We start from the raw sequence: 25,882 nt of genomic DNA on the forward strand, positions 1-25,882 counted from the left end.
ACCCGCCCCTATCCGATGACAATTAGTTGTTAATCATAGCTGCAATTTGATCGCGTTCTAAATCTCGACCGATCAGGACTAATTTCGTTTGGCGGAGTTCGGAAGGTTGCCAAGGGCGATCGTAAAAATATTCTATGCGCGAACCCACACCTTGCAACACCATCCTCATCGGTTTCTTGGGAACCGCTACAAACCCTTTAATCCGATAGATTTCCTCCTGCTGCATCAAGGATTGCAGTTTTTTCACCAAAGCTTCAGGTTCAAATTCGCGATCGGCAATAAAGAAAGTCGAGTTGATATCATCATCATGTTCGTGTTCCTCCTCAGTGTCGTGGTGACTCGGACGAGACTCCAAATCATCCTCAACCGCCGCATTAAATCCCATTAACACATCGGGGTTAATTTCGCCACCTTTGCAAGGCACTATTTTCACACTCGGACGTAACTCTTGCTGCAACCAGCTTTGGACTTTCTGGTGAGTTTCCGCATCTACGCGATCGACCTTCGTTAAAAGTACCATATCGGCACAGGCTAACTGGTCTTCAAACAATTCCTCGATCGGAGTTTCGTGATCTAAACTAGAATCAGCCTGTCGCTGTGCCATCAAAGCATTGATATCACCGACAAAAGTACCGCTAGCAACAGCTTCGCAATCGACAACAGCAACAACACCGTCTACAGTAGCACCCGTGCGAATTTCCGGCCAGCGAAAAGCTTGAATCAAAGGTTTAGGAAGTGCGAGACCAGAAGTCTCAATTAAAATACAATCAATTTGTTCTCGGCGTTTCAACAATTCCTGCATAGTCGGCAAGAATTCCTCTTGAACAGTGCAGCAAAGACAACCATTTGTTAGTTCAACAATATTGCTGCTGACATCTTCTTCTTCATCGCAAACTTGGCAATCGCGCAGCAGTTCTCCGTCTATTCCGATTTCGCCAAATTCGTTAACCAGAACAGCAATGCGGCGACCTTGATTATTTTGCAATAAGTGGCGAATTAAGGTAGTTTTGCCGCTACCGAGAAAACCAGTGATGACAGTAACAGGAATTTTGTGCATTGATAATTTTGTTGTTGTAGTGTGATTGAATATTTTTCAATTTTGGGTCAGTCAATTGCTGACAGGAAACTCGTTAAACCGACAGTCCGGCAGGGGTTTAAACCCCTGCCTCAAAGCGACAGTCCTCTCAAGAGGACTAATGAGTTTAAAATTTTTATTCTCAGTCCTCTAAAGAGGACTTTCGCTATTAGCCAGGGACTTAAGTCCCTGGCGGATTTGTCGCCTTAGTTATCGGCGATGGGCAAATCCTGGAAGGAAAGAGCTTAATTTCCTAGCGGTGGAATCTTTGCTAAAACGCCTTTTTTCAGAGCTTGAGGACGCTCAGACCAAGGCAACAAACCGTCCGGTTTAGCATAGTATTGACCCGCGCATTCGAGTACAGCCTCGACGCTTTCCGCCTCATTTGCTGGTAAATCGCCAAACAGATAAGTGTATTTTCCTACAGCAGCAAAAGACACCGCACAAGAGTGACTGCAAGCACTCATGCACTCAACTTCTTGAATCTCAAACTTATCAGAAAACTCCCAATCTTTAGCGAGTTGCGACAAATTTTCCATAAATTGTTGACCGCCGCTTTTACCTTCGCGCTTGCCGTTTTTCCAAACACTAGCGCAAGCAGTGCAAACAAATAGACTGTGCTTTGTGCGTACAGCCGTGTTAATTCCATCCATCATCCGTACCTCGCAGATGCGTTCAAAAGTGAGTTAGATATCGGCGGGCATTCTGACTTGAGAAACCACAAGGGTTTCATTACAGTTGCGGGACAGCGCCGGACTTGCACCGAACTTTCCCCGTTTCCTCTAGCGACTGCTCCCCGCTAGAACCGATCGCGAAATCACATCATACCGCACTTGCCGCCAATCGATTTTAGATTTTAGATTTTAGATTTTAGATTTCAGATTGGAGAAAGCCACCCCAGGGATAAATCTGGGGCTGGTTTAGTAGTTTGTAGGGGGCCCCACCGGCAGTTTACAGATTACCAATTATGCAGTTTCGTGCTGTTTGTGCCAAGCGGGATGCCACAGCAATTCCGCAGTCGATCGCTTCTCGACCATTTCAGGAGTAATCGTACAGTTAGCCACATCCTTGCGAGAAGGCAACTCGTACATCACATCGAGCATTAACTCCTCTAAAATGCTGCGAAGAGCTCTGGCGCCAGTTTTGCGACGATAGGCCTCCTGGGCGATCGCGCGTAGCGCTTCCGGCTGGAATTCCAATTCCACGCTGTCCATCTTCAACAGCTTTTGATACTGCTTCACCAGCGCATTTCGGGGCTCAGTCAATATCTGCATCAAAGCTGCTTCATCCAGCGGCGAAATCACCGTCACCACCGGTATCCGCCCGACAAACTCAGGAATCAAACCAAACTTGACTAAATCGTCCGGCTGTACCTGCTGCAAAATATCAGCGGCCCGCTTGTCTTTCGCCGGCAAAGTCGAGTTGCTATCGCTTTCCGTTGGCTGAATAAAGCCCAAGGATTTTTTACCCAAACGCTGTTCAACTATTTTTTCCAAACCGACAAAAGCACCGCCACAAATAAATAGAATTTTGCTAGTGTCAACTTGAATAAAATCTTGGTAAGGATGTTTGCGGCCGCCTTGCGGGGGAACATTAACCACTGTTCCTTCCAACATTTTTAGCAGCGCTTGCTGCACTCCTTCTCCCGATACATCCCTAGTGATCGAAGTGTTTTCGCTTTTGCGAGCAATCTTGTCAATTTCATCAATATAAATAATGCCGCGCTGCGCCGCTTCCACATCAAAATCGGACATTTGCAACAGGCGCAGCAAGATATTTTCTACATCGTCGCCGACATATCCAGCTTCTGTCAGTGTCGTCGCATCCGCTACCGCAAAGGGCACTTCTAGCATTTGCGCCAAACTTTGCGCTAACAAAGTTTTGCCACAACCTGTGGGACCCACTAGCAGGATGTTGGATTTTTGCAGTTCTACATCGCTCTCAGGGGAAGACTTCTCGCTATCTTTAGCTTGGTCAACGCTCAAGCGCTTGTAGTGGTTGTAAACTGCTACAGAAAGGACTTTTTTTGCTGAATGCTGGCCGATGACGTGGTTGTCTAAATGCTGCTTAATTTCTGTCGGTTTCGGAATTTGAGCTAAAACAATTTTCGATTTATTCGATCGACCCTGGCGCCGCGTTCCTTGTCCCTGAGACTCTCGCACCTCTGATTGGGGAATCTGTTGACCAATTGTTTTACTGGAGTCAAAGAACTCCTCCTCTAAAATTTCATTGCACAGTTCCACGCATTCATCGCAAATGTATACGCCGGGCCCAGCTATTAACTTGCGGACGTACTCTTGCGACTTGCCGCAAAAGGAGCATCTGAGATGGGAGTCATATTTTGACATATTTGCCTCTTAATTTACGGTTCCGGTTGCTTGTTTCGACTGGGGAAGTTGCCGCGGGAGCGACCTTAGCTTTGCCCTAGAAGGGTTTCCCGATCGGACACCCAAGCCAGTCAAGCTTCGCGATCTCTATTTCTAAGTTAACACTTTTGAGGCTTTAGTCATTAGTCATGAGTCATTCGAGCCAATTTGAATTTTTCATTTTCACTTGAAAATAAAGTGGCACTGGCTTACCATTTTTTGTATTCCAAAAATTTTCCTGACATAATTATTTTCACTCGATCGCCTTTTGGGTCTGCTTCTTTCTCGACATCCAAAGTAAAGTCGATCGCGCTCATAATCCCGTCACCAAATTTTTCGTGAATCACTGCTTTGAGTGGCATCCCGTAAACTTGCAAAATTTCATAGAAACGATAAATCAGGGGGTCAACCGGAACCGAGGGTTCCAAAGAACCTTTTAACAGAGGTTCACAGAGAACCGCAGCCGTCTCGCTATCTAGTCCTAAAGCCGAGACAATTTTCTCGGCTTCATCTTGTGATGCGGTAGCTTGACGGTAAATAAGCGCGGCAATCCAAACTTCGTCGCGCCCTAAAACTTTTTCCAAATCTGCAAAACTAATTCCCTTAGCTTTTTTAGCCGCCAAAAGCTTTTCTGTAATTCCTGAAATTGCCATTAAATATTTTCCCCTTGACTTCGGTGTAAGATGTGAAATTTGTCTCATATTTTGGTAATTTTGTCAATACTTAAGTTGAGAAAAAAAATCGAATTGATAGCTCGCAACAGCAGAAAAAGTTGCTCTCGTTAACCCCCACAACTCATACAATTTGAGATTTGAGATTTGAGATGTTAGATTGGCAATGACTGATGGCTACCAGGGTTGAGAGCTAGTCAACAGTTGCATTCTTTATTCCAACTGGTATCACAACCGATAAATCCTAAAATAACTCATAACTGCCCTACGACAATGGTACAGTTGGCAGTATATGTAATAAAAGTTACACCCGCAAAGGCCTTCGGCATTCGGCAAACGGCTGAAGTTTGATCGTGCTAGCCTGAAGCTCAATCCTCGCTCACGCAGCCAAAGCCCCTTTACCACTCAAAACCGGCAACTGACAAAAGTATGGAGATTCAGACCAAAGATTACACGATCCAGTACGATCGCGCTACGCAAACAGTCACCTGTAGCGGCTCGTTCCGAATCAGCCAGGTGGAAGAATACGCACCGATCGTCGATCTGCTCAACGAAGTGGCTGACTCCTGCCCAAACACCGTTACTCTAGACTTGCGAAAGCTAGAATTTTTAAATAGCTCTGGAATTAATATTGTCTCAAAATTTGTGATCAAAGTGCGGCAGCAAAAAAATATTCAAATCGCCATCAAAGGTTCTAAACAGATCCCCTGGCAGATCAAATCCCTGAAGAACTTGCAGCGGCTGATGCCTTCCTTGCACTTAGAATTCGAATAGCAACGATAAAAGGTAAAGATGAATCGTCGGCTAAGTCGGGGAACCAGGATGAGAGTGGCTGAAGTTAATCGGAATAAGTCATAGTTAAACTAGCACAAAACCCTAAAAAACTTCAGAACCGACTAAAAATTACCACTTTTCAATTGCTATGCAGGAAGAACCCTCGACAGAACAGCTACTTTTCGACGTTCAGCGGCTGAGTGCGGAACTTGAAAACTTGAAGCGCGAAAAGGTTGACCTAGAACTTTTGCTGGAGACTACCACCGAACATTCAGATACGATGGAAGCTCACTTGCTGAGCAAAGCTCAGTTGGCGCTGCGTTCAAGCGAAGAGCAGTTTCGGGCGATCGCCTCGGCAACTCCCGTGCCGGTATTAGTTTCTCGCCTCTGTGACGGCTTAATTATGTATGCGAACGCTCAATTGGCTTCTCTCCTGAACATACCCCTAGAAAAATTGATCGGCTGCACCACTCCAGACTTTTACTTAAACCCCGCCGATCGCCCAAAGGTACTGGAGGCACTTGCTAAAGACGGATACCTCCAAAACTACGAACTCCACTGCAAAAAATCAGACGGCACCCCTTTCTGGGCCATGATCTCGGTTCAGTCGCTGGTGTTTAACGGCCAGCAGACGGCATTGTGCGCCTTGTACGACCTCACCCAGCGCAAGGAAGCAGAACAAACCCTCCAAGAGAGCGAAAAGCGTCTCAGACGCCAGAGTTTGGCTTTGTTGCAGCTAGGTAGGCAGAGGACTCTCAACAGCGGTGCGCTGAATGTGGGAATTCGCGAAATTACCGAGGCTGCAGCCCGGACTTTGGATGTGGAAAAAGTCAGCGTCTGGCTTTACAACCATGGAAGATTTGGAAATCGCTACCCCAGCGAGCCCCAGCTAAATTTTACGGAGAGAGTGCTCGCCCACAACCAAACAGGGCCACTCGATAAAGAGGCCGCTGCTCCAGACGAAGACGAGGGGGTTAATCATTCTAAGTTTAAAATCCCCAACCCCAAATTAGTTTGTCTCGACTTGTACGATCGCACCCAGGAGAATCATTTGAGCCGGGAGTCCATATCGGCAAGCGATTTAAATTTATCAATTTTAGATGTGGAAGGAGACGCACCGGGCGAAAATTTGCGATCGGACAATGCTTTAGAACCTACGACAAAGACTCAAAACTCTCTACACAGAAATTTGTCCCACTCATCTTCGCTAGCCGAAAATTCCGCTGTGCGGCCAAATGCCAGCAAGCCCAATTCATCGATATTAAATGTAGCAATTAGGCTCGGCGGCCAGATCGTGGGCATCCTCTCTCTCGAACATATCGGCGCGCCCCGCCAGTGGGCTCTGGAGGAGCGCACCTTCGCTGATTCTTTGGCAAATTTGGTAGCGCTGGCGATCGAAGGATTTGAGCGCCAGCGGGCTCAAGAAGCCCTCTCCAAAGCCAAAGCGCAGCTAGAAATGACCGTCGATCAGCGCACCGCTCAACTCACCGCCGCCAATAAACTGCTCCGCATCGAAATTGCCGAGCGCAAAAGAGCGGAAATAGCCTTGCAAGAAGCCTTACACAAAGCTGAAGCAGCTTCTAGAGCTAAAAGCACTTTTTTAGCCAATATGAGCCACGAGCTGCGGACACCGCTAAACGCGATTATCGGTTACAGCGAAATGCTACAAGAAGAAGCACGGGAAACGGGACTCGAAGACATCATTCCCGATACCCAAAAAATTTATAACGCCGGCAAACATTTGCTCACTTTAATTAACGATATTCTAGACCTTTCTAAGATAGAAGCAGGTCGGATGGAGCTTTATTTGGAAAAATTTGACCTCAGTAATTTAATAGAAGAAGTCGTTGCCACTTTGCACCCTTTGGTCGAAAAAAATCACAATCAATTGCAAGTTTCTTGCTCTGAAAATTTGGGGGTGATGTATGCAGATTTGACTAAAGTCCGGCAAATTCTGTTTAATTTGCTATCCAATGCCCTGAAGTTTACCGAAGATGGAACGGTGCTTTTGAGCGCGGCTCGCGAACCAGCAGGCGGCAGGGATTGGGTTTATTTGCAGGTATCTGATACGGGGATTGGAATGTCGGCAGAACAGCAGCAGGGTGTGTTTGAACCTTTTATTCAAGGAGACGCTTCGACTACTCGCAAGTACGGCGGCACAGGTTTAGGATTGGCTATTAGCCGCTTGTTTTGCCAGATGATGGGCGGCGATATCACTGTTGAGAGTCAGTTGGATGTTGGCTCTACTTTTACTGTTCACTTAAAGGCAGAAGTTGATATTAGTTAGAAGCAAGTTGGGCAACGACAAATGTAGGGATTTAACGGGTGGGTTATGCCAGGAATTTTGTACCGGATTTAACCGATTTAACGAATGGCAAAAGAGGGAAAAATTCCCCAATTACTCATTCCCCCCTTACAAATTAGCCATTACCAATTACCAATTCCCTTTTTAATTGTGACACCGATCGCGATCGACCTCTGTTGTCGATCACACAGTAGCATTTTTTTTCAGCCTAGAATACCTATATTATTCCAAGATTGTCCTGCAGGCACGATCGAGCGCCTCGCTGCATTCACAAGTCCCACCTCAACCTAATTAAGGCGATGGGGGGTTGCTTCCAGACAGGCAATTTGGTAAAAGTAATGCTATGGTCGCGAAGCGGTAGAAGGCAAAAGTTAACAGGAAATCAGGAAGTTTCAAAAGTCTCTGGACGCAGAAACACAATTCTGCTTTTTGCCTTCATACTGCTTCTACTGGCGAGATAGCAATGCTGCTGAAAGCAATGCACAATTTCTCAGAATCAAAGGAGTGCATCTACATGATTAAACCTTGCAGTCAACCGCTAAAAATAAATCCTTTTACTTGTTATCGCGATCCGGCTACAGGCAGGTGGACTACTGTAGTTACAAGTGTTCCAAACACTTGTGAAACAGACTCTAGTTTAAAAGCAGAAGCCGAAGGCGAAAACGAAGGTAAAGCAGAAACTATCCTTTCTACTTCACCTGCTGTCTCGGTCTCGAAAAAAGTCCTTTCTTTTTCCGTGCCTCAGTTTAAACAACGTGCCAAAAAATCTGCTGTTAGTGTCAGCAGGTAGCTATTGCAGGGGTCTAATCTAGTTTCCACGGTTAGTCCCCGGCGCTCGTCAAACTAAACAAAACAAACTTATCCATAGCTTAAACTGTCAAAAAGCGATATACTGGCAGCAAACTTTCTCCTTCAATATTCGTGAAGTATTTGCTCGATCGCTGCCTCCACTTTGTATGGACAGACCGACCAATTCGCCAGCGGGGAACAGTCATCATTGCTATTCCCATGATTTTTCTGTTGGCTTCGCTGCTAGCAATTGCCGGTCTCCGGGATAGTGCCCTACAGATAAGAAAGCGAGCAGATACTAATAGGGAAATACTTCAGGAAACTAACCGCATGATAACCCTGGTGGTGGATGCGGAAACGAGCGTTAGGGGTTATGGGTTGACAAAGCGCCGCGAATTTCTATCACCCTACTTAGAAGCAAAGAAGAGTTTGCCTCCGCTGCTGGCTAAACTCAACATTTTGGTTCAAGAAAACAAACTGCAAGCTCAGCGATTTGAAGAAATTAAAAAAAGTACCGAACAGCATATAAATTTCTTGCAAAACACTTTGAATAAGCTGGACAGTTCGGCAATAAGGATGCAGTCGCCGGAAATAATTGAGGTGTTCACTCAAGGCAAATTGAGGAGGGAGAACCTGCGCGCAAAAATTAATGTGTTTGCTGATGCTGGCGAAGCCTACCAGAAAAGTCTAGATCGGCAATTAGGGGAGTTGGTAGATTTCATTAATTTTGTGCAAGTTGCGGGTTTACTTTCCGGCTGTTTGGGTGCAGTGGCTTCCTGGTATTTATTTGATAGTTTAGAGAAGGAATTGAGGAAGCGGGAAGCAGGCTTGGAAGAAAGTAAAAGTCGCATTCAAGCTGTGGTAGACAATGCGGCTGACGGTATTATTACTTTGGACGCACAGGGAAATATTGAGTCTTTTAATAGGGCAGCAGAAAAGATTTTTGGCGAGAAAGCCGATCGAATAATTGGCTCTAACTTGCGGGGGCTGATAGCTCAACCGCTAGCGCACAGCAGCGTGGGGGATTATTCGGTCGAATATTTTGTGTTACATCCAGATACTACGCTGAAGACTTACCAGCAAGAAACGGTTGGAATTCGACACGACGGAACGAAGTTTCCGATGGAGTTAGCTGTCAGCGAAATGCGTCTGGCAAATCAACACTTGTTTATTGCGATTTGCCGCGATGCCAGAGGAAGAAAACAAGCTGAGGAAACTCTGCGAAAGCAAGCGCAAATGCTAGATTTGGCAAACGATACCATCGCGGTACTAGACTTGAATGGGGCGATTTCTTATTGGAATTTGGGGGCGAAGTGGCTCTACGGGTGGCGGAAGTCGCAAGCAGTAGGAAAAAATATTCACCAGCTTTTACAAACAGAATGGGCCCAACCTTTTGAGGTAATTCAAAAAGTATTTTTCGAGAAGGGTTCTTGGCAAGGAGAACTGGTGCGAACCAAGAAAGACGGCACAAAAATAACGGTGGCCAGCCGATGGACTTTGCAGTACGACGAGCAAGATCAACCGGTGGCTATTTTGGAAATAAGCAACGATATTAGCGATCGCAAACGCTCAGAAATTGCTTTAGCCCAAAGCGCGCAGCGGTTTCGCGCTACTTTTGAGCAGGCCGCAGTCGGGATGGTTCAAGCGAGTGTGGAAGGCAAATTTCTGTTAGTCAATCAAAAACTATGCGAAATTTTGGGCTACAGCCGCCCAGAATTGGTGGAGAAAAGATTTCAGGATATTACTTGGCCTGGAGATTTGGCAAGCGAACTGGAACTTTTGCGCCAATTGTTAGCAGGAGAAATTGAAAATTTCTCTCTGGAAAAACGCTACATCCGCAAAGACGGCGAGTTGGTGTGGGCAAACTTAACGGTTTCGCTGCTGCGAGAACAAGATGGCAGTCAATTTCTGATGAGTGTGGTTGAAGATATTAGGGATCGCAAACAAGCGGAGGAATCGCTGCGGTTACGTGCTCAAGAATTGAGGTTGACAGCCCAAAATCTGGCTCAAACGACGAATGTTTTAAGAAAGCGGAATCAAGAATTAGACCAGTTTGCTTATGTAGTTTCTCACGATTTGAAAGCGCCGCTCAGGGCGATCGCAAATCTCAGCAGTTGGATAGAAGAAGACCTCAGCGAGTCGATGACAGAGGATACTTTGCACCAAATGAACTTGCTGCGCGGCAGAGTTCACAGGATGGAAGGTTTGATTGAGGGATTACTGCAATATTCCCGCGTCGGACGGATTCAAGTGCCTTCAGAAATGGTAAAAGTTGAGAATTTATTAGCAGAAATTATTGATTCGTTGGCGCCGCCGTCTGAATTTGAGGTGAAAGTTGAACCGGGAATGCCAACTTTTGTGACCGAAAAATTGCCGCTACAGCAGGTTTTTTCTAATTTAATTAGCAACGCAATTAAGCACAACCGAGCTGAATCGGGTCATGTAAAAATATCGGTTAAAGAGTTAGATAATTTTTACGAGTTTTCTGTAGAGGATGACGGGCCGGGGATTGCTCCTCAATATCACGATAAAGTTTTTGTGATTTTTCAGACCTTGGAAGCTCGCGATAAAGTAGAAAATACTGGGATTGGTTTGTCGCTAGTGAAAAAAATTGTCGAAGGTCAAGGGGGCAGTATTTCCCTCGAATCTGCTGAAGGTGAGGGAGCAACTTTTCGGTTTACTTGGCCGAAGCAACCTATTAGCCAAGAGGGAAAATAAAACAACTTTAAAGGTAGGATGTTTACAGATCACCGCGATCCAAAGAGTAAATGTAGGGTACACCCGGACTACCGAGAACCAGCTAGCGACTGTTTAAACTGCATCACAACGGATTTCGATGATAAATCCATCAGGATCGTAAAAGTAAATGCCGCGTCCTGTAGCGCGAGTGACGGGGCCGCTATCGATCGCTATTTGATTTGACTTTAGCACTTCCAGAGCGCGATCGAACAAAGCCGGATCGATGTCGAAGGCTAAGTGGTTGGCGCGGGTAAAAGCTTTCTCCGGGTCGGGGTTTGGCGGTTCTAAGTCTGGCTGCCAAAATAAGTCAATAACTGTGCCGTCAGGGGTAACGAAATTAGCAACTTTACCAGCGGCTACCATTTCTGTTAAAGTTGCCGGAATTTCTGCACCTGTTAGTTCGTGGAGGCCGAGAATTGTACCGTAGAAGTGGCGGGAAGCTTTCATGTCGCGCACGTTTAAAGCGATATGGTGAACCCGGCGCAAATTCCCCGGCGCGAGGGCAATTTTGACGTTGTTTTCGGTAGTTTGCATGATTGTCAGTTGCGAATGTTCAAATTGAATGCAGTTTGATTTATTCAGAGGGTGCCCTGTAAAATAAGCATTTTAAGTTGGTAGTGAGGAGTTCAGCCCTCCAATTTCTACGATAACTGAAGTCCTCACTACCAAAACTTTTATTCGAGTTGTGCGATCGCACATCCTATCCATTAATATTATTTTTCTTTAGGAAACGATGCCATGCCTACAAATAGCATAGCCAGACCACCTGCCAGAATTGCGAAAGCAAGTACACCTACAACTAAATCTAATCCCGATGTATTTTCCATTAAATTAAACTGTTCTCCAATTAAATACAATCATCGGTATTTGTTCATGGTTGAGTGCTTGCACACTATGGGGAAAATCAGAAGAGAACAATTAGCTCTCAACTTATTAGAAAAAAGCCTATTAATTTCTTCCGTCTTCCCTAAACATCTATCCCTTAAATCAGTTAAATCCTGTACACAGCTTCGTTGCCGAACTTCTTATTTTGCCAATTCTCGCTCAATAGCAGCGATTAGTTCTGGCGAATCGGGACCAACACTGCTGCGGAATCTAGCAACCACTTCACCCTGTTTGCTAACTAAGAATTTCTCAAAATTCCAGGAAACCTCACCCTTGGGATCCACTGCATTCGTAAGCTTAGCGTACAGCGGGTGCTGTTGAGTGCCTTTAGCGCGTACTTTGTCAAATAATTCAAAGCTGACCCCGTATTTAGTAGTACAGAAATTGACGATTTCTGGATTACTTCCGGGTTCTTGACCTCCGAAGTCGTTGCAGGGAAATCCTAAAACACGGAGTCCAGCCGCGCTGTACTTCTGGCTCAATTCTTCGAGTCCTTTGTATTGAGGTGTATAGCCACATTTGGAAGCTACATTAACTATCAAGAGTACCTTGCCCGCGTACTCTCCTAGCTGCTTGTCTTCGCCTGCGATCGTTTTGACTTGAATGTCGGAGATTGTGCTGGGCATTTTCAAATACTTTTAAATTTTACCACCACAATTTTACCGCAAGTCGGTACAATTTTGTCTAGAGGTCGATCGCTAAAAATTCAAATATCCCGGTCAGGGCGGGTTTACGGATATCGGGCTTATATTAGAGATATTGGTGAACCCGCCTCTAGCAAAATCACGGTTAACTTACGGAACCCGATCTTAATAGATGGCGGTGAACTTTCCCCACAGCATCTATCGCCACAGTCAGCTATTAGATTTAAGTTTCTCGCTAATAGCTAAAATCTACACCGAAAAGGACGAATATTTTAACTCTCTGAGTGGTGTTCCGTCATCCATTTTTGGTAAGTATCCTCAAGTTGCTTGTCTTCGAGAACGAGTTCTAGGCGAACTTTGACGCAACCGTGACGGGGTTGAGAGGCGATCGAATTTAAGATCTTGCTAGCTTTCTGCACAGAGGTAAATTCCGCCTTAACTGTCGGTTGTTGGCGATCGCTCTGAATCTCCCTCAAATCTATACCGGTGATGTTTCCCTCGCCTAAATCTATTTCGGCCAACACCTTCGGATCGTCGCCGACTTGTTCGACAATCAGCTTTTCCCACTGGATAGGCACTTGTACCATCCGAGTTTCAATTTCTTTTCGCACTATGACTTCGCCGACTTTGCGCTTACTGCGATTGATCACCAATCGTTCTTCTAGCAGGCGAATTACTTCTCGATCGACAATATCCAAGTTTTCCTCATCCTCATTTGTCTCCAAATTTGGATCGGTGAGATCGGCATCTGTTAGATTTGACATAACTGTTGAGGGATTTGTTAACTCACTGTTGCTAAATTCACTATGCGTTTCAGAGGCATTTTCTAAATACGGATGTGCGCCCTTAGCCGACACTACCGGCAGCATATCGACTCCATCCGAATTAATACTTACAAACAGGGCTTTTTGGTGATAATCTACTTTTTTGAGCAGCTTAATACTTAATAAAAAAGTGCGGGTATTTTCGCTGCCTAGCCCTGCTACCACAAAGTTTAACTGACCGTTAGTATCAAAATAGACATCTTTAACTTTGCCTACTAAGTGACCTTGGTTGTCTTTGACGGTAAAACTTTTTAGCTTAGTTCTGACTTTTTCAGGCACCCGGTTGAGACGGGTTATTGATTTGGCAGTTGCTATCTTTTCTGCTGATGCTTGACGGTTCATTTTTTAAACTTTCCTGCTTAGGGATTTTTATTATGAATTGGCAAGGGGAAATTGGTAAAGGCGGGGAAAGTGCATAAACGTTGCCAAAACCAGACAAGTTTTGTACCCCCCCGCCCCTCACATAGGAATTGCACGATCGCTACCAATCCAATCAAACCTGCGCGGTGACAGAATTATGTCATTAAGGCGCAATTCCTATGCAATAGCTGTTGCGGTTGGTTTAGATCTTTGGATTTTTATTATCTACAACCGCAGTTCCATCAGTCTTAACGTCTAATTCTTCACGACGCAAGGTTTCTTCGCCCTCAACCGTGCTGCGAACAACTTCTTTTCTGACGTTGACTTCTTCCCGGACGAAAGCTTCCTTATGAATGTCGGCCGTTTCTTCGTAGACTTCCATGCGTGCAACTTCCCCTGATTGGAAGTCAGCCTCACCGACTGAAACTACTCGACCCGCTTCTACCGGGGTTACTCGATCGATTACGACTCGTTCTTTTTCAATAGGTACTGAAGCTCGCGCTGTTTCAGTTTCCACGCGCTTGCCAACTGCTACTTCGCCTGTTTTTGCGCGGTGTTTGTTGGCAATCAAGCGTTCTTCATAAAGCTTGAGATTTTGGTGCTGCTGTTCGTTGGTTTCGTAGAGGGGGCGGTCGATATCGTAGCTGTAGCTGCTGCGATCGTAGCTAGCAGGAGTTGCAGTGCTGGCAGCGGCAGTTTCTTGATTTCGGTAAACGCCTCTTACCTGTTCTTCGCGATCGTAATCTACTGCTTCTAATTCATTGTAAGCCGGCAATTGTTCTGCTTGAGCTTTGTTGCGAAGACCTGTGGCGTGGACGCGACGAGCTCCGTAGTCGAAGCGGGCCGAGCCGATTGGCAACAATACTTTTTTGCCAAAAATCCAAATACCGGTATCAATTACCAGATAGCGGAAACGACCAGTGTCATCAACCAAAGCATCATAAACCGTGCCTACTTTTTCATCAGAGTCGCCAGCATAAACATCAAATCCCTTGATGTCGTCTCCAGCAAAGATTTCTTCCTGATAGTTAGGATAAAATTCTGCTAATCTTTGAAGTGCCATGTGTTTTTTCCTCTTTGCTCTACTTAAGTTAATAGTAGAAATTAATTCGCTAACTTCCCTCTCCCTAAAGTCAGAAGTGTATAATTTAGGTTGTTTAATACTATAGGAATAGTACGGCATCTGTGCTTCTACGCTAGCGCACTCAGCTATTTTAAAGATTGTAAAACTCTACAATCGTCAATCTTATAACAAGTATTAAAACTCAATGCCAACCGTAGGGATACTGCCTTGCTGCGTCCTATTCCCCTTGCAGGATACTCCTTTGCATTGTGCCTACTGTTAATAATTGTTAACTATGTGGTGAAAAATCAGCATTACATAGTACTACCAAAAGATCGAAGCCCCTCATCTTGCACGAGAGGGGCTTCAGGAAAGCTAGAAATTTTAAGTTTAAAGTTGATTGAATTGAGTTTTGATAGCTTCTATCCGACTGCGGTTAACTCCCATATCTGACTGTCCCAGACGCGAAGCCGATCGCACATGGATGACTTTTGCTGCATCATCTACCAAAAATTCAACGTCATCAACAAACCCCATCAAAGCACTGGTGAACTCCGCATACAAGTAATTATCACTTGCCGTGATAATTTTAGTTTTTCCATAGGACTCGATTACCCCTTTTAGCTTTACCATAGCTTCTGCAGCGGACGAAGTGTATGCCAAAGGCTCAATTTTGTGTTCGGCATCTTGACTGAAGCTGCTGACGCAGTTGGGGGAATTCGGGCACGCTGCGAGTTTTCCTGACTGAATCCCGATATTGGTAGGTCTTGTTCCAGCAAACATTGTTTTTTCTCCGGGTATAGCGATAAAAGTAGCGATCGACAGTACCGCTACTGCTAGCAGTGATATTAAAATAACCAGGACTTTTTTCCACGCTGTCGGCGATTTTGTTTCAACTGTTTGCAAAGGATTAGCCCTCCTGAAAGTATAAATGCGGTCTACTTTTCATATTAATTGAAATTTACATCAAAAAATTAAAAAGATTTTTTTTTTCTTCAATTAACCAGTAAGTCAGCATTCTTCCTTTACCTTTAATCGGGATATGACCCCGTTCTTCCAAAACAAACTGCTCTTTCAAACGCTCGTAAGTCGCCGCCGTTACTTGAATTTTACCAGGCAATCCGTTAGATTCCATGCGTGAAGCAACATTAACAGTATCCCCCCACAAATCGTAGCTAAATTTACTAATTCCAATAATTCCAGCCACCACCGAACCGCTGTCAATTCCAAGCCTCAATTGAAAATTTTCTCCCATTTTGGCATTAAACCTCCTCAAAGCTGCCTGCATCTCCAAAGCTAAAAGTGCGATCGCCTCAGAGTGATCCTTCCGCGGCGTCGGCAAACCCCCAACCACCATGTAAGCATCCCCAATCGTCTTAATCTTTTCCAACCCGTGCAATTCAGACAACCTATCGAACTCCGAGAAAATCCCGTTCAAAATTTCTACCAACTGCGTCGGACTTTTGTGAGCCGAAAACTCTGTAAAACCAACCAAATCAGCAAACAAGACGCTCACCTCATCAAAATGCTCCGCTATCAACTTTTGCTCTTTTTGCAAACGATCCGCAATAGGTTTCGGTAAAATATTCAGCAGCAACTTCTCGGTTTGTCCTTGCTGCACTTTCAGCGCTGCTTCAGCTTGTTTCCGCTGAATCAACGAACCGAGCTGCGTAGCAACCGCGCTCACTAATTCCAACAAGCGCGGCTGACATTTCAGAACTTTTTTGCGATAAAAAATCAAAATAGCTAACACTTGGTTGTCCGCCAATATTGGCACCCCAAAAGCCGCTTTCAATCCCACACTAGCCGCAATTTCTGCTCGTAAAAAAACTTGTTCCGGTGCACTAGAAACATCATCGATCCATTCAGAATGCTGCGACTGCCAAATCCTGCCTGGGAGTCCCACACCGGGAGCAAAAATTAACTGCCAACTTGTTTGTCGGAATTCAGCAAAACTCAAGTCGCTGACGTACCTGCCTGTAGCGCATTTTAAAAAGCCATCACTGCAAGGAATCCAAGCTTCGCCCAGATTCCATTCAATAGTTTGGCAAATTAAACCTAAAATTACATCTATACCCGACTCAAAATCATCAGATTTGCTAATAGCTTGAGTGGCTTGAAGCAGCAATCTTGTTTCCATTTCCACCTGGTGGCGTTCAGCGATTTCCTGGTGCAACTGGATATTTTGAGCGGTCAATTTTTGATTTTTTTCTTGCAATTGAATTTGCAATGAACGCACCGTAAGTTGATTGCTCACTCGCGCCAATACTTCTTTTACCTGAAAAGGTTTGGTGATATAATCGGCTCCGCCCACTTCAAAAGCTTTTGCTTTATTTATTCCTTCTTCTAGCGCGCTGAGAAAAATAATGGGAATTTCCCTAAATTGCGATTGTGATTTTAATTTTTTACATAGTTCGTAGCCGTCAATATCCGGCATCATAATATCGAGTAAAATCAAATCTGGTGCGCTAGATTGAATAGCATCTAACGCCGAAAAACCATTAGTAACAGGGCGAACTTTATAGCCATTTTTTTGCAAAATTCTAATCAACAAACGCAGATTATCTGGCGTATCGTCAACTACTAAAATATCTGCTTGATAGTTTTCAGTTTGTTCCGCCTTCATCTGCATTATCTGATTCCTCCGCCTCGGCAATTAAATTGAGAATTTTCTGGTAATCAAAATTATTGAGATGACCCTGGAGGATTTCCGCCAATTCAGGATGAGGCTCCCTTATTTCGTCGATTGTCCTGACAATTAAGTCAAAATCAGCACTGCGGATTACCTGCTTCATGTTGTCTATCCATTCTGCGGGAAGTGTAGGTAAATAAGCAAGCGCAGCATTAGGGAGGGAGCCAGGTAAATTATTTCGATCGCCTATAGAGATCGAGTCCGTTGAGTTAGAGTAGATATACTTCACCCCCAAATGTTTGTGGATAGTATCAAATATATCTGTTTTGCGGAAAGGTTTGCTAATAAAATCGTCGCAGCCGACCAATAAAGCAAACGCTTGCCTCCCTTCAATTGTACTAGCTGTCAAAGCAATAATCTTTGGAATCGGCGAGTCGGGATGGGAAATATTGGTTTCTCCATTTCCTTGCTGCTGTTGCTCTCTCTGCTTGATTCTAGCCTTAATTTGTTTAGTAGCTTCGTAGCCGTCCATCACTGGCATTCGCACATCCATCAAAATTAAGTGCGGATGCCAAGTTTCCCACATTTCTATTGCTTCCTGGCCGTTGGTTGCTTGTTCCACCCCGAAACCTAAAGGAGAAAGCATTTTGACTAAAAGTTGGCGGTTGTCTTCGCGATCGTCCACAACTAAAATCCGGTAGCACAGTTGATTGGGCTCTAACCCACTAACTTCGCGGTTAAGTTGCCGATCTGGAAGCTCAGCAGCATAAACTGCACCGACTGGAATTTCAAATTTAAAAGTGGTGCCGAGTTCCAGTTGACTTTCTACAACAATCTCTCCTCCCATCAGGCGGACAAACTGACGGCTGATCTTCAATCCTAAACCCGTACCTTTCTGATTTTTTTGACCGGAAGCTGTTTGCACAAAAGCCTTAAAAATATTGCCCAATTCTTCCGGAGCCATGCCAACTCCTGTATCTTGAATTTCAAACAGAAGGAAAAAACCAGGCACAGTTGAATTATCAGCCTCATCCCTCCATCGAACCGTTGCGAGATCACTGCTAGTTCTCGAAAAATCCCGAATACTTCTTGTGGTATCAAAGCAAGCTGTGGGACTATCCAATAAATCCAGAAATCCCGATTTTTCTAACTTTATAACTCTTAAAATAATTTCGCCTGTTTGCGTAAAGTTAATCGCATTACTCAGAAGATTAATCAGCACTTGTCGCAGTTTAATATCATCGGTTCGCACGTACTGAGGAACGTCAGCATTGCGCTGAAAACGCAACTGCAATTCTTGATTCTCAACCTGCAGTTGAAACATATCTTGCAAATCGTCAAGCAAGCGGTAGAGGTCGAAGTCTGTGGGGTTAAGTGTCATCCGCCCTGCTTCGATTTTTGACAAGTCTAAGACTTCATTGATCAAGGTGAGCAAGTGTTCGCCACTACGGCGAATAATTCTCATATTTTCTCGGTTTTCGACAGTAAGATCCGGGCTGGGTTCCATGATTTGTGCAAAGCCGAGTATAGAATTGAGAGGGGTGCGTAACTCGTGGCTCATATTAGCCAGAAACGTGCTTTTAGCTTTGTTTGCTGCTTCAGCAGCTAATGCGGCTTGTTGCAGTTGTTCTGTGCGTTCATCAATTTGGGCTTCTAAGGTGTGCTGGTATTCTGCTAGTATTTTTTCGGATTGTTTGCGATCGCTAATATCTTGAAAAGCTGCGATCGCATAAACAATATTTCCGCTAGCGTCAAAAATCGGCGTGGTATTGATCTCGATCGCAATTCTTTTGCCCTCTTGACAGATTTCTACATCGTCAACCTTGACAGATTCTCCTTTCAGTGCGCGCAAAATTGGCAGATTATCCGGCGGGTACAGCTCATCAGTATTGGCAACATAAAGTTGATAAGTAGCAGCTAATTGTTCCGCAGTGCTTTCCGGGATAGTGTCTGCACCCAGCAAATCCCGCGCTGCTTGGTTGAAATAGGCGATCGAGCCATCGGGATGATAAACAGATACCCCCACTGGCAAAGCTTCTAAAAATTGACTCAGGCGGCTTTCACTCGCAGACAGCGCCTCATTTACTAGCTTTAACTCCTCGTTTACTTCTTGGCGCTTATGAATTTCATCAGTTAACTTTTGATCTTGCAAATAACTGTGAACTGCTTCTACTACGGTTAATTTTAAGTCTTCATTTTGCCAAGGTTTAGGAATATAACGGTACAATTTAGCATACTTAATAGCATTGCTCAGGGCTTCCAAATCTGCTTGCCCCGTTAGCATAATAGTCAGCGTCTCCGGCGAGCTTTCGTGAATTCTTCTCAGCAGTTCATCTCCTTTAATATCGGGCATGATATAATCGGAAAGCACCAACGCAATCTCGTATTCATCTGCCTGCAAATCAGCCAACAACTCTAAAGCATCAGCCCCCCCTTCAGCGGTTTCAATTATACACCGATCGCCGATCGCCTTTTTCAGTTCAATCTTTAAACTATTCAAAACGTCAGGTTCATCATCAATACAAACAATCACAGGTTTTTTCATAACTTAGCCAGCCCAGATTTTATAGTCTCTATTAAGTCTTTGCTTTTCCAGGGTTTGTACAAACAACAGTATAAATCTGCTTCTTCTACTGCCCGCTGAACAGCCGCTGCATCCGCTTGTCCCGTCAACATCACCTTAATAATTTTAGGATATTTTTGGTGAACTTTAATTAAAAGTTCGTCACCTTTAATTCCCGGCATCAGCCAATCAGAAACAACCACAATCACCTGAGCTTTTTCTTGAAAATTCTCCAGTAAATCTAAGGCTTCATCACCACTTTCAGCTAATTCATAAAAGTAATTATTTTTAAATTCCTTTTTTAGCTGCATCTTGAGAGTATTCAAGATATCCGGTTCATCATCAACGCAAAGAATTATAGGCTTATTCATCTTTTCCTATCCGCTGAAATTTTAGTAGGTTTACTGACATGACTTGCTTTTACATTATTGATTTCGGGCAACGATGCAGGATATATGTCCCCTATCTTTCTTATTTTAATAGGACTTCCGAAGATCGGCCCGGTTTCTGGTAATAAATCTTGTATTTGTCAGCGAGACAGCGACGGGTGTCATCGGGAATCTGCCCCCTTGCAGGTAAGTTTTGTTTAATAAATAGGCAGCGAGACTGTAAAAGTTGTCTGCCCCGGTACAGAATCTACAGCAATTGTGCCTTCGTGTTTTTCCACAATTTTTCTCACAATATCCAATCCCAAACCGCTACCTTCGCCTGCAGATTTAGTCGTAAAAAACGGTTGAAAAATTTTGGGAATAACTTCTAAGGGAATACCTTTGCCGCTATCAGTAAACTTGAGGAAAATATTTGCCTCTTGCTGCCGAGTTTCAATTATCAAAATACCTTTATAATCCATTGCTTGCAGGGCATTATGAACGAGATTCGTCCAAACTTGATTTAAGTCATCGGGATAGCACATTATTTGGGGTAAATCTCCATAGTTTTTAACTACTTCTATACCATGTTTCAGTTGATTTTGATAAAGGGTTAACACCGTTTCAATGCCATCGTGCAAGTTCGCCTGGACTTTTTCTGGTTTGCTATCAAAATGAGCGTAGGTTTTTAAGGCAAATACTACTTTCCCAGACTTCGCTGTTGCTCTTTGGATCAGGCTAATACTTTTTTTAAAGCTTGCAAACTGGTAAGCACTATTTAAAACCACTTCCCAATCCGGGGATTTAAAAAGCGGCAAGAATTCTTCTATTTTTTCGTAAATTTCCATGTCAACTAAAGTATCCGCAATTTCTTCGGCGTTTTCAACATATTCTGCCATCAAATCCGCCGCCAACTGCTGCTTAAATTTGCGTTTCTCTCGGCTTGTAAATAAAACTTCTTGATGGGTTGCTCTGTACAGTAAAGCTAAAAAATAAGCTTTGCTTTCCTCAGAAAGTTGTTGATAAATTTCAGGGAAATTTTCTAAAAATTCGTCGGAAAAATTAGCTATATTATTAATAGAGGAACCTATAATGCCCAGGGGGGTATTGATTTCGTGGGCAATGCCAGCAATCAGTTGTCCCAGTGCTGCCATTTTTTCCGATTGAATCAAGTGATCTTGGGCGGCTTGCAGTTGGTGGAGTGCCATTGCTAAATCTTGATTTTTCTGTTGCAAAGTTTGTTGCAGTGAACAAATTTTTAAATGAGTTTCTATCCGGGCTAAAACTTCTTCAACCTGAAACGGTTTAGTAATAAAGTCAACTCCGCCCACTGCAAAAGCTTTAACTTTATCCAGCACGTCATTAATCGCACTAATAAAAATAACAGGAATGTCTTTGGTAATTTCAGAAGCTTTGAGTTGCTGACAAACTTGATAACCGTCCATTTCTGGCATCAGAATATCCAGCAGCACTATATCTGGGGGTATTTTTTGAGCAGCAGACAATGCTAGCTTGCCATTGGGTACGGGGCGAACTTGATAGCCTTTTTCGCTCAAAATTCCGGTCAGCAGCCGCAGGTTTTCTGGTGTATCGTCTACTACTAAAATATTAGCTCGATTGGTTTTAGGTAAAGTTGAAATCATCTGGTATTTACTGTTTTTCGCTGAGTTCGATTATGTTCAAAATTCTGTCATATTCAAAATTATTAATGCAATCTTGAAGCTTGCCCGCAAGAGAGGGATTGACAGTGCCGATTTGTGCGATCGAAGTTGCGATCGCCTCCATGTCTACACTCAAAATACTTTGCTTGAATTGGGCCATCCAGTCTGGAGAAAGAGAGGCAAAAGCCTCCGGTGTCAGCACCTCCTGACTTGACTCCTCTACACCTGCGGCACTTACTGCGGTTGAATCTTCATAAATATAGCGTACTCCTAAATGTTTTCCCATTGCCACAAAAATATCCTCCTCGCGGAACGGTTTCCGCATAAAATCATCGCAACCCGCCGAAAGAATCACCGCCCGTTCTTCCTCCAAAACGCTAGCAGTTAGGGCAACAATCGCCGTTGCTTGCCCGCCAGTTGTAGTTTTAATCTGTTTCGTTGCCTCATAGCCGTCCATGACAGGCATTCTCATGTCCATCCAAATCAGATGCGGTTCCCACTCCATAAAAATATCAACCGCTTCTTTACCGTTATTTGCTTCTCTCAACTCAAATCCGAGTGGACTGAGAAGTTTTACTAACAGTTGGCGATTTAAAGGTTTGTCGTCCACAATTAGCAAGCGATAACTCGGCTGATTCGGTTCGAGGGCAACAACTCGACGTTGAGTTTTTTTGCTTTCAATATCACTAGCTTCAACCAGATTAACTTGGATATCAAACTGAAATAATGCACCCTTTCCGATATCGCTGCTCGCAGTAATTTCACCTCCCATTAATTGCACGAACTGGCGGCTAATAGCTAAACCTAAACCCGTTCCTTCCTGAGAATCTTTACCTGTTTTCGTCTGCACAAATGCTTCAAACAACTGATCGATTTCCTCAGGCGCAATGCCTGCACCAGTATCTTGGACTTCAAAATGCAGCCAGTAGCGGCCGGGCAATTGGTCAGTGCTGTTTTTATGTATATGCCGCCTTCCTCCTTTGACTTTCACCGACACTCTCCCTTCAGAGGTAAATTTAATCGCATTATTGAGCAAATTAATTAAGACTTGCCGCAATTTAACTTCATCAGTACAAATGTAATGGGGAACTTCTGCGTCTGTGTCGAACATTAGTTGCAAACATTTTTGCTCAGCTTTGAGAGCAAACATATCTTCTAAATCGTCGATTAATTGGTACAGATCGAAGCTTTTTGCATTAAGCGTCGTGCGTCCGGCTTCGATTTTTGACAAGTCTAAAACTTGGTTAATTAAAGCCAGTAAATGTTCGCCACTCCGCAGGATAATTCCGACATTTTCTTGATTTTCCTGAGACAACGTTTGACTGCGAATCAGGACTTGAGCAAAGCCGATGACCGCGTTCAGGGGCGATCGCAATTCGTGGCTCATATTAGCGAGAAAGGTACTCTTAGCTTTATTTGCTGCTTCGGCCGCTTCTTTCGCCTGCTGCATTTTTATTTCAGCTTGTTTGTTATCAGTAATGTCTTTAATAAAACCTTCGTAGTAAAGTAAATTTCCTGCTTCATCGCAGACAGCGCGACAATTTTCCGAAATCCAGATTATGCTGCCATCTTTGCGGTAAATTTCCGATTCAAAGTTTGATAGTATCCCGTACTCGGTCATCAGCGCTGCAAATTCGTCGCGGCGGTTGGGTTTCACGTAAAGCTGGTTATTGAAATTCGGCTGTGCTGCTATTAATTCTGCGGGGCATTCATAACCATAAAGCTGAGCTAAAGCGGGGTTAGCGCTGATGTATTTCCCGTCAATAGCAGTTTGGAAAATTCCATTCAAAGCATTTTCATAAATGTTGCGGTACTTTTCTTCTGCTTCCCGGAGGGCAGTTTCTGCTTTTTGGCGCTCGGTAATATCGCTAGAAATAGACAAAAAACAAGCTTCTCCGTCAATATTGATGGTTTCTATCGACAGCAGTGCCGTTCTTTCTGTACCATTTTTATTGCGAAACCTCAGCTCATAATTGTGAAGTGCTGTCTTGTCTTTTAACATTTGAATCATGCGGTCACGCTCTTTCAAACTCGCCCAAAAATTGAGTTCTACCGCTGTTTTACCGATAATTTCTTCCTGGGTGTAGCCCATCATCCGGCAAAAACTATCATTAACTTCTAGGTGGCAACCGTCACGAATTCTTGTAATTGTAATCGCATTCGGACTCGAACGAAAAGCTTTGGAAAACTTTTCTTTTGCCTTAGCAAGATCGGCGGTGCGTTGTGCAACTTGCACTGCTAAATTTTGGTTGTATGCCCTTAATAACTTCTCCGCTAGTTTCCGTTTCGTAATATTTTGAAAAGCGCACATTCCGTAAATAATATTTCCTTGGGAGTCGTAAATAGGAGTCCCCCAAACTTGCAGGGGAACAGTTTTGTTATTGGAGAAGATTTCAATGTCATCAACTGTTACACTTTTGCCCTGCAAAGCATTTAAAATTGGGTCGCGTTCCGCCGGGTAAATTTCCTGAGTTCCAGCTAAATAAACTCTGTATAATTGGCGCAACTTTTCGGCATCTGCTGCCACAATTCCTTGAGATAAAATTTTTTCTCCTGTAGGGTTAATGTAGTGAGGTTGACCGTTTGGCTCTGCAATAAAAATCCCTAGCGGTACTGCATTGAGAAATTGTTTGAGTCGGCTTTCGCTTTCTGAGAGGGAAGTAAATGAATGCTGCAATTGCTCTGCCATGCTGTTAAAAGCAGTTGCAAGTTCTCCGAGCTCATCTTCGCGATTTAGAGTGAGCTTTGTATCCCATTTATTCCGCGCCAAAGCTTTCGCCGCTGCATTCAATCTTAAAATCGGCTGAACAACCCATTTAGCAGTAAGAGTTCCCAGGATTGTCGCCCCCATCAAAGCTGCAAGCGACAGTAAAAAAGTCGTGCGCGTGTTGAGGTTAATTTGCTCCATAAAGTCAGACTCGGGTACAACTACTACAATCAGCCAATCCAACCCTCGATCGTCTTTAAAAGGAGCTACCTGAATAAAATTTCGCTTGCCGTCAACATCAAAAGTAAGCTGTTGAGAACTATTGATTTTAGCTAAGCTGTCGTAGTGTTTATCTAAATGCTGTGCGGTTTGTCTAATTACCGAATTGTCGCTTTCTGAAGCTTTGATGCGTCTTGTTTCTTTACCTTCCACCACAAATTCTGCGCTCGCCGTTGAAGTGGCAATTAACATCCCCGATCGCTCCATGACAAAAGTTTGTCCCGATTTACCAATTTTGAGGCTGACGAGAAATTCTTTGATGCGAGAAAACAGCACATCGCTACCAGCTACTCCTATCAGCTTGCCAGCGTCATCGTAGATAGGCATAGCAGCAGTAATTGCCAGTTCCCTAGTCAAGAAATCTGTATAGATTGGAGTCCAAATTGGTTTTTTTGCGGCAGCGGCAGCTCTGTACCAAGGTCGAATTCGCGGGTCGTAAGTATTGGGTGAAATTTGCACTAATTGAACGCGGGTTCCCTGAGAGTCAGCAGTATACCGAGCTAATTTATTGCCAGTAGAGCTGTCGGCAGCAGATATCAAAGTCCGCTCTTTAGTGCGGATTGCTCCCGAATGTTCTCCATTTTCTTTACCTGTGTAAATGATGCTGATCGAATCAAAATATTGAATTTGTTCGAGGAAATGATGTTCTAGTTTTTGGCTGTCTTCTAGGTTCAACTGCCCCAATTTTATTCCTTGAACGTTCAGGTGATTGACTATGTGGGGAATTGACATATAATGTTCCATGCGGTCTTTGATGCGATCGCTAATTTCTCCCCGCAACTGAGCGGCAACCTCGTTGACTGCCCGCTGACCGTTTTGGAAAGATAGCCAACCTACAACTCCTACAGTGCCGACAATTTGCACTAAAAAAGGAACCAGTAGCACCGTTTGTAATGGAGCTTTGCCGATAAATTTTGTAGCCAAACGATTGAGGGGTTTAGGAAACATATTCATCCTAAAAGTAATTAGAATTGGCCGTTTAAATTAGTAGATGTTAAAATCTTGGAGCGAGAGACGAGCGAGTAATATCAAATCCGGTCAATCACTAATGGTGAAATTGTTCGATCTAGACCTTTAAGAGTTTTGAGGACTTTCGTCGTCACTAAGTAGGTGCAAATAAACATTACATGGTTCGGGAGGTGAGAAGACTTATCTACTCGCTTCGATCGTGGATTTT

At 44.0% G+C, this 25,882-nt stretch carries 18 protein-coding genes and 1 riboswitch; of the genes, 4 read left to right on the plus strand and 14 right to left on the minus strand.

Going from position 1 to position 25,882, the window contains the following annotated elements:
* Nucleotides 1–22: 22 nt before the first annotated feature.
* The 4 genes from cobW to cynS form a co-directional block, all read right to left on the minus strand.
* Nucleotides 23–1,057: a cobalamin biosynthesis protein CobW gene (gene cobW, locus QUA53_RS09345; protein ID WP_333096579.1), complete on the minus strand. Its 1,035-nt coding sequence runs from the start codon at nucleotides 1,055–1,057 to the stop codon at nucleotides 23–25.
* 263 nt (nucleotides 1,058–1,320) lie between these two features.
* The gene (locus tag QUA53_RS09350) at nucleotides 1,321–1,731 is read right to left on the minus strand and encodes a DUF1636 domain-containing protein (RefSeq protein ID WP_333096581.1); all 411 of its coding nucleotides are present in this window, start codon (nucleotides 1,729–1,731) and stop codon (nucleotides 1,321–1,323) included.
* Between the two features lie 22 nt (nucleotides 1,732–1,753).
* A riboswitch (cobalamin riboswitch) is annotated at nucleotides 1,754–1,900 on the minus strand.
* Between the two features lie 140 nt (nucleotides 1,901–2,040).
* Entirely contained in the window at nucleotides 2,041–3,423 is a 1,383-nt protein-coding gene (clpX, locus tag QUA53_RS09355) for an ATP-dependent protease ATP-binding subunit ClpX (RefSeq protein WP_333096582.1), read from the minus strand.
* 227 nt (nucleotides 3,424–3,650) lie between these two features.
* Nucleotides 3,651–4,094 (minus strand): cyanase, encoded by a 444-nt coding sequence (gene cynS, locus QUA53_RS09360; protein WP_333067610.1) that lies wholly within the window; start codon nucleotides 4,092–4,094, stop codon nucleotides 3,651–3,653.
* A gap of 447 nt (nucleotides 4,095–4,541) precedes the next feature.
* Here cynS and QUA53_RS09365 point away from each other — a divergent pair, with 447 nt between their 5' ends.
* The 4 genes from QUA53_RS09365 (at nucleotide 4,542) to QUA53_RS09380 (ending at nucleotide 10,698) form a co-directional block, all read left to right on the plus strand.
* Nucleotides 4,542–4,886: a slr1659 superfamily regulator gene (locus tag QUA53_RS09365; RefSeq protein ID WP_333096584.1), complete on the plus strand. Its 345-nt coding sequence runs from the start codon at nucleotides 4,542–4,544 to the stop codon at nucleotides 4,884–4,886.
* A gap of 148 nt (nucleotides 4,887–5,034) precedes the next feature.
* Nucleotides 5,035–7,173 carry an ATP-binding protein gene (locus tag QUA53_RS09370; RefSeq protein WP_333096586.1) on the plus strand — a complete coding sequence of 713 codons (2,139 nt, stop codon included), beginning with the start codon at nucleotides 5,035–5,037 and terminating at the stop codon, nucleotides 7,171–7,173.
* A 481-nt stretch (nucleotides 7,174–7,654) separates the two neighbouring features.
* Entirely contained in the window at nucleotides 7,655–7,981 is a 327-nt protein-coding gene (locus QUA53_RS09375) for a hypothetical protein (RefSeq protein ID WP_333067614.1), read from the plus strand.
* A gap of 131 nt (nucleotides 7,982–8,112) precedes the next feature.
* Nucleotides 8,113–10,698: a PAS domain S-box protein gene (locus QUA53_RS09380; protein ID WP_333096588.1), complete on the plus strand. Its 2,586-nt coding sequence runs from the start codon at nucleotides 8,113–8,115 to the stop codon at nucleotides 10,696–10,698.
* A 93-nt stretch (nucleotides 10,699–10,791) separates the two neighbouring features.
* On the opposite strand, the gene QUA53_RS09385 is transcribed toward QUA53_RS09380, so the two are convergent.
* The 10 genes from QUA53_RS09385 to QUA53_RS09430 all read right to left on the minus strand — a co-directional run bounded on the left by QUA53_RS09385 (nucleotide 10,792) and on the right by QUA53_RS09430 (nucleotide 25,653).
* A complete protein-coding gene (locus QUA53_RS09385; protein WP_333096590.1) occupies nucleotides 10,792–11,253 on the minus strand; it encodes a VOC family protein in 462 nt (153 codons plus the stop codon).
* A 491-nt stretch (nucleotides 11,254–11,744) separates the two neighbouring features.
* Nucleotides 11,745–12,230, minus strand: a complete 486-nt coding sequence (locus tag QUA53_RS09390; RefSeq protein ID WP_333096591.1) for a glutathione peroxidase — start codon at nucleotides 12,228–12,230, stop codon at nucleotides 11,745–11,747.
* 290 nt (nucleotides 12,231–12,520) lie between these two features.
* Nucleotides 12,521–13,414 (minus strand): DUF2382 domain-containing protein, encoded by an 894-nt coding sequence (locus QUA53_RS09395; RefSeq protein WP_333096592.1) that lies wholly within the window; start codon nucleotides 13,412–13,414, stop codon nucleotides 12,521–12,523.
* 220 nt (nucleotides 13,415–13,634) lie between these two features.
* On the minus strand, nucleotides 13,635–14,495 hold the full coding sequence (locus QUA53_RS09400; protein WP_333096593.1) for a DUF2382 domain-containing protein: 861 nt from the start codon (nucleotides 14,493–14,495) through the stop codon (nucleotides 13,635–13,637).
* Between the two features lie 390 nt (nucleotides 14,496–14,885).
* Nucleotides 14,886–15,401 carry a DUF1499 domain-containing protein gene (locus QUA53_RS09405; RefSeq protein WP_333096595.1) on the minus strand — a complete coding sequence of 172 codons (516 nt, stop codon included), beginning with the start codon at nucleotides 15,399–15,401 and terminating at the stop codon, nucleotides 14,886–14,888.
* A 55-nt stretch (nucleotides 15,402–15,456) separates the two neighbouring features.
* Nucleotides 15,457–17,127, minus strand: a complete 1,671-nt coding sequence (locus QUA53_RS09410; RefSeq protein ID WP_333096597.1) for an adenylate/guanylate cyclase domain-containing protein — start codon at nucleotides 17,125–17,127, stop codon at nucleotides 15,457–15,459.
* Nucleotides 17,102–19,672, minus strand: a complete 2,571-nt coding sequence (locus QUA53_RS09415; RefSeq protein ID WP_333096598.1) for a response regulator — start codon at nucleotides 19,670–19,672, stop codon at nucleotides 17,102–17,104. Before QUA53_RS09415 ends, QUA53_RS09410 begins: the two co-directional genes overlap by 26 nt.
* Nucleotides 19,669–20,061, minus strand: a complete 393-nt coding sequence (locus QUA53_RS09420) for a response regulator (RefSeq protein WP_333096600.1) — start codon at nucleotides 20,059–20,061, stop codon at nucleotides 19,669–19,671. Before QUA53_RS09420 ends, QUA53_RS09415 begins: the two co-directional genes overlap by 4 nt.
* Nucleotides 20,062–20,276: 215 nt before the next feature.
* Nucleotides 20,277–21,701, minus strand: coding sequence for a response regulator (locus QUA53_RS09425; RefSeq protein ID WP_333096603.1), 1,425 nt, complete (start codon nucleotides 21,699–21,701; stop codon nucleotides 20,277–20,279).
* A 7-nt stretch (nucleotides 21,702–21,708) separates the two neighbouring features.
* A complete protein-coding gene (locus QUA53_RS09430; RefSeq protein ID WP_333248810.1) occupies nucleotides 21,709–25,653 on the minus strand; it encodes a PAS domain S-box protein in 3,945 nt (1,314 codons plus the stop codon).
* Between the last annotated feature and the right edge of the window lie 229 nt (nucleotides 25,654–25,882).

Source organism: Microcoleus sp. Pol12B3, from assembly GCF_036701355.1.
In the GTDB taxonomy this organism is placed as follows: Bacteria; Cyanobacteriota; Cyanobacteriia; order Cyanobacteriales; family Microcoleaceae; genus Microcoleus.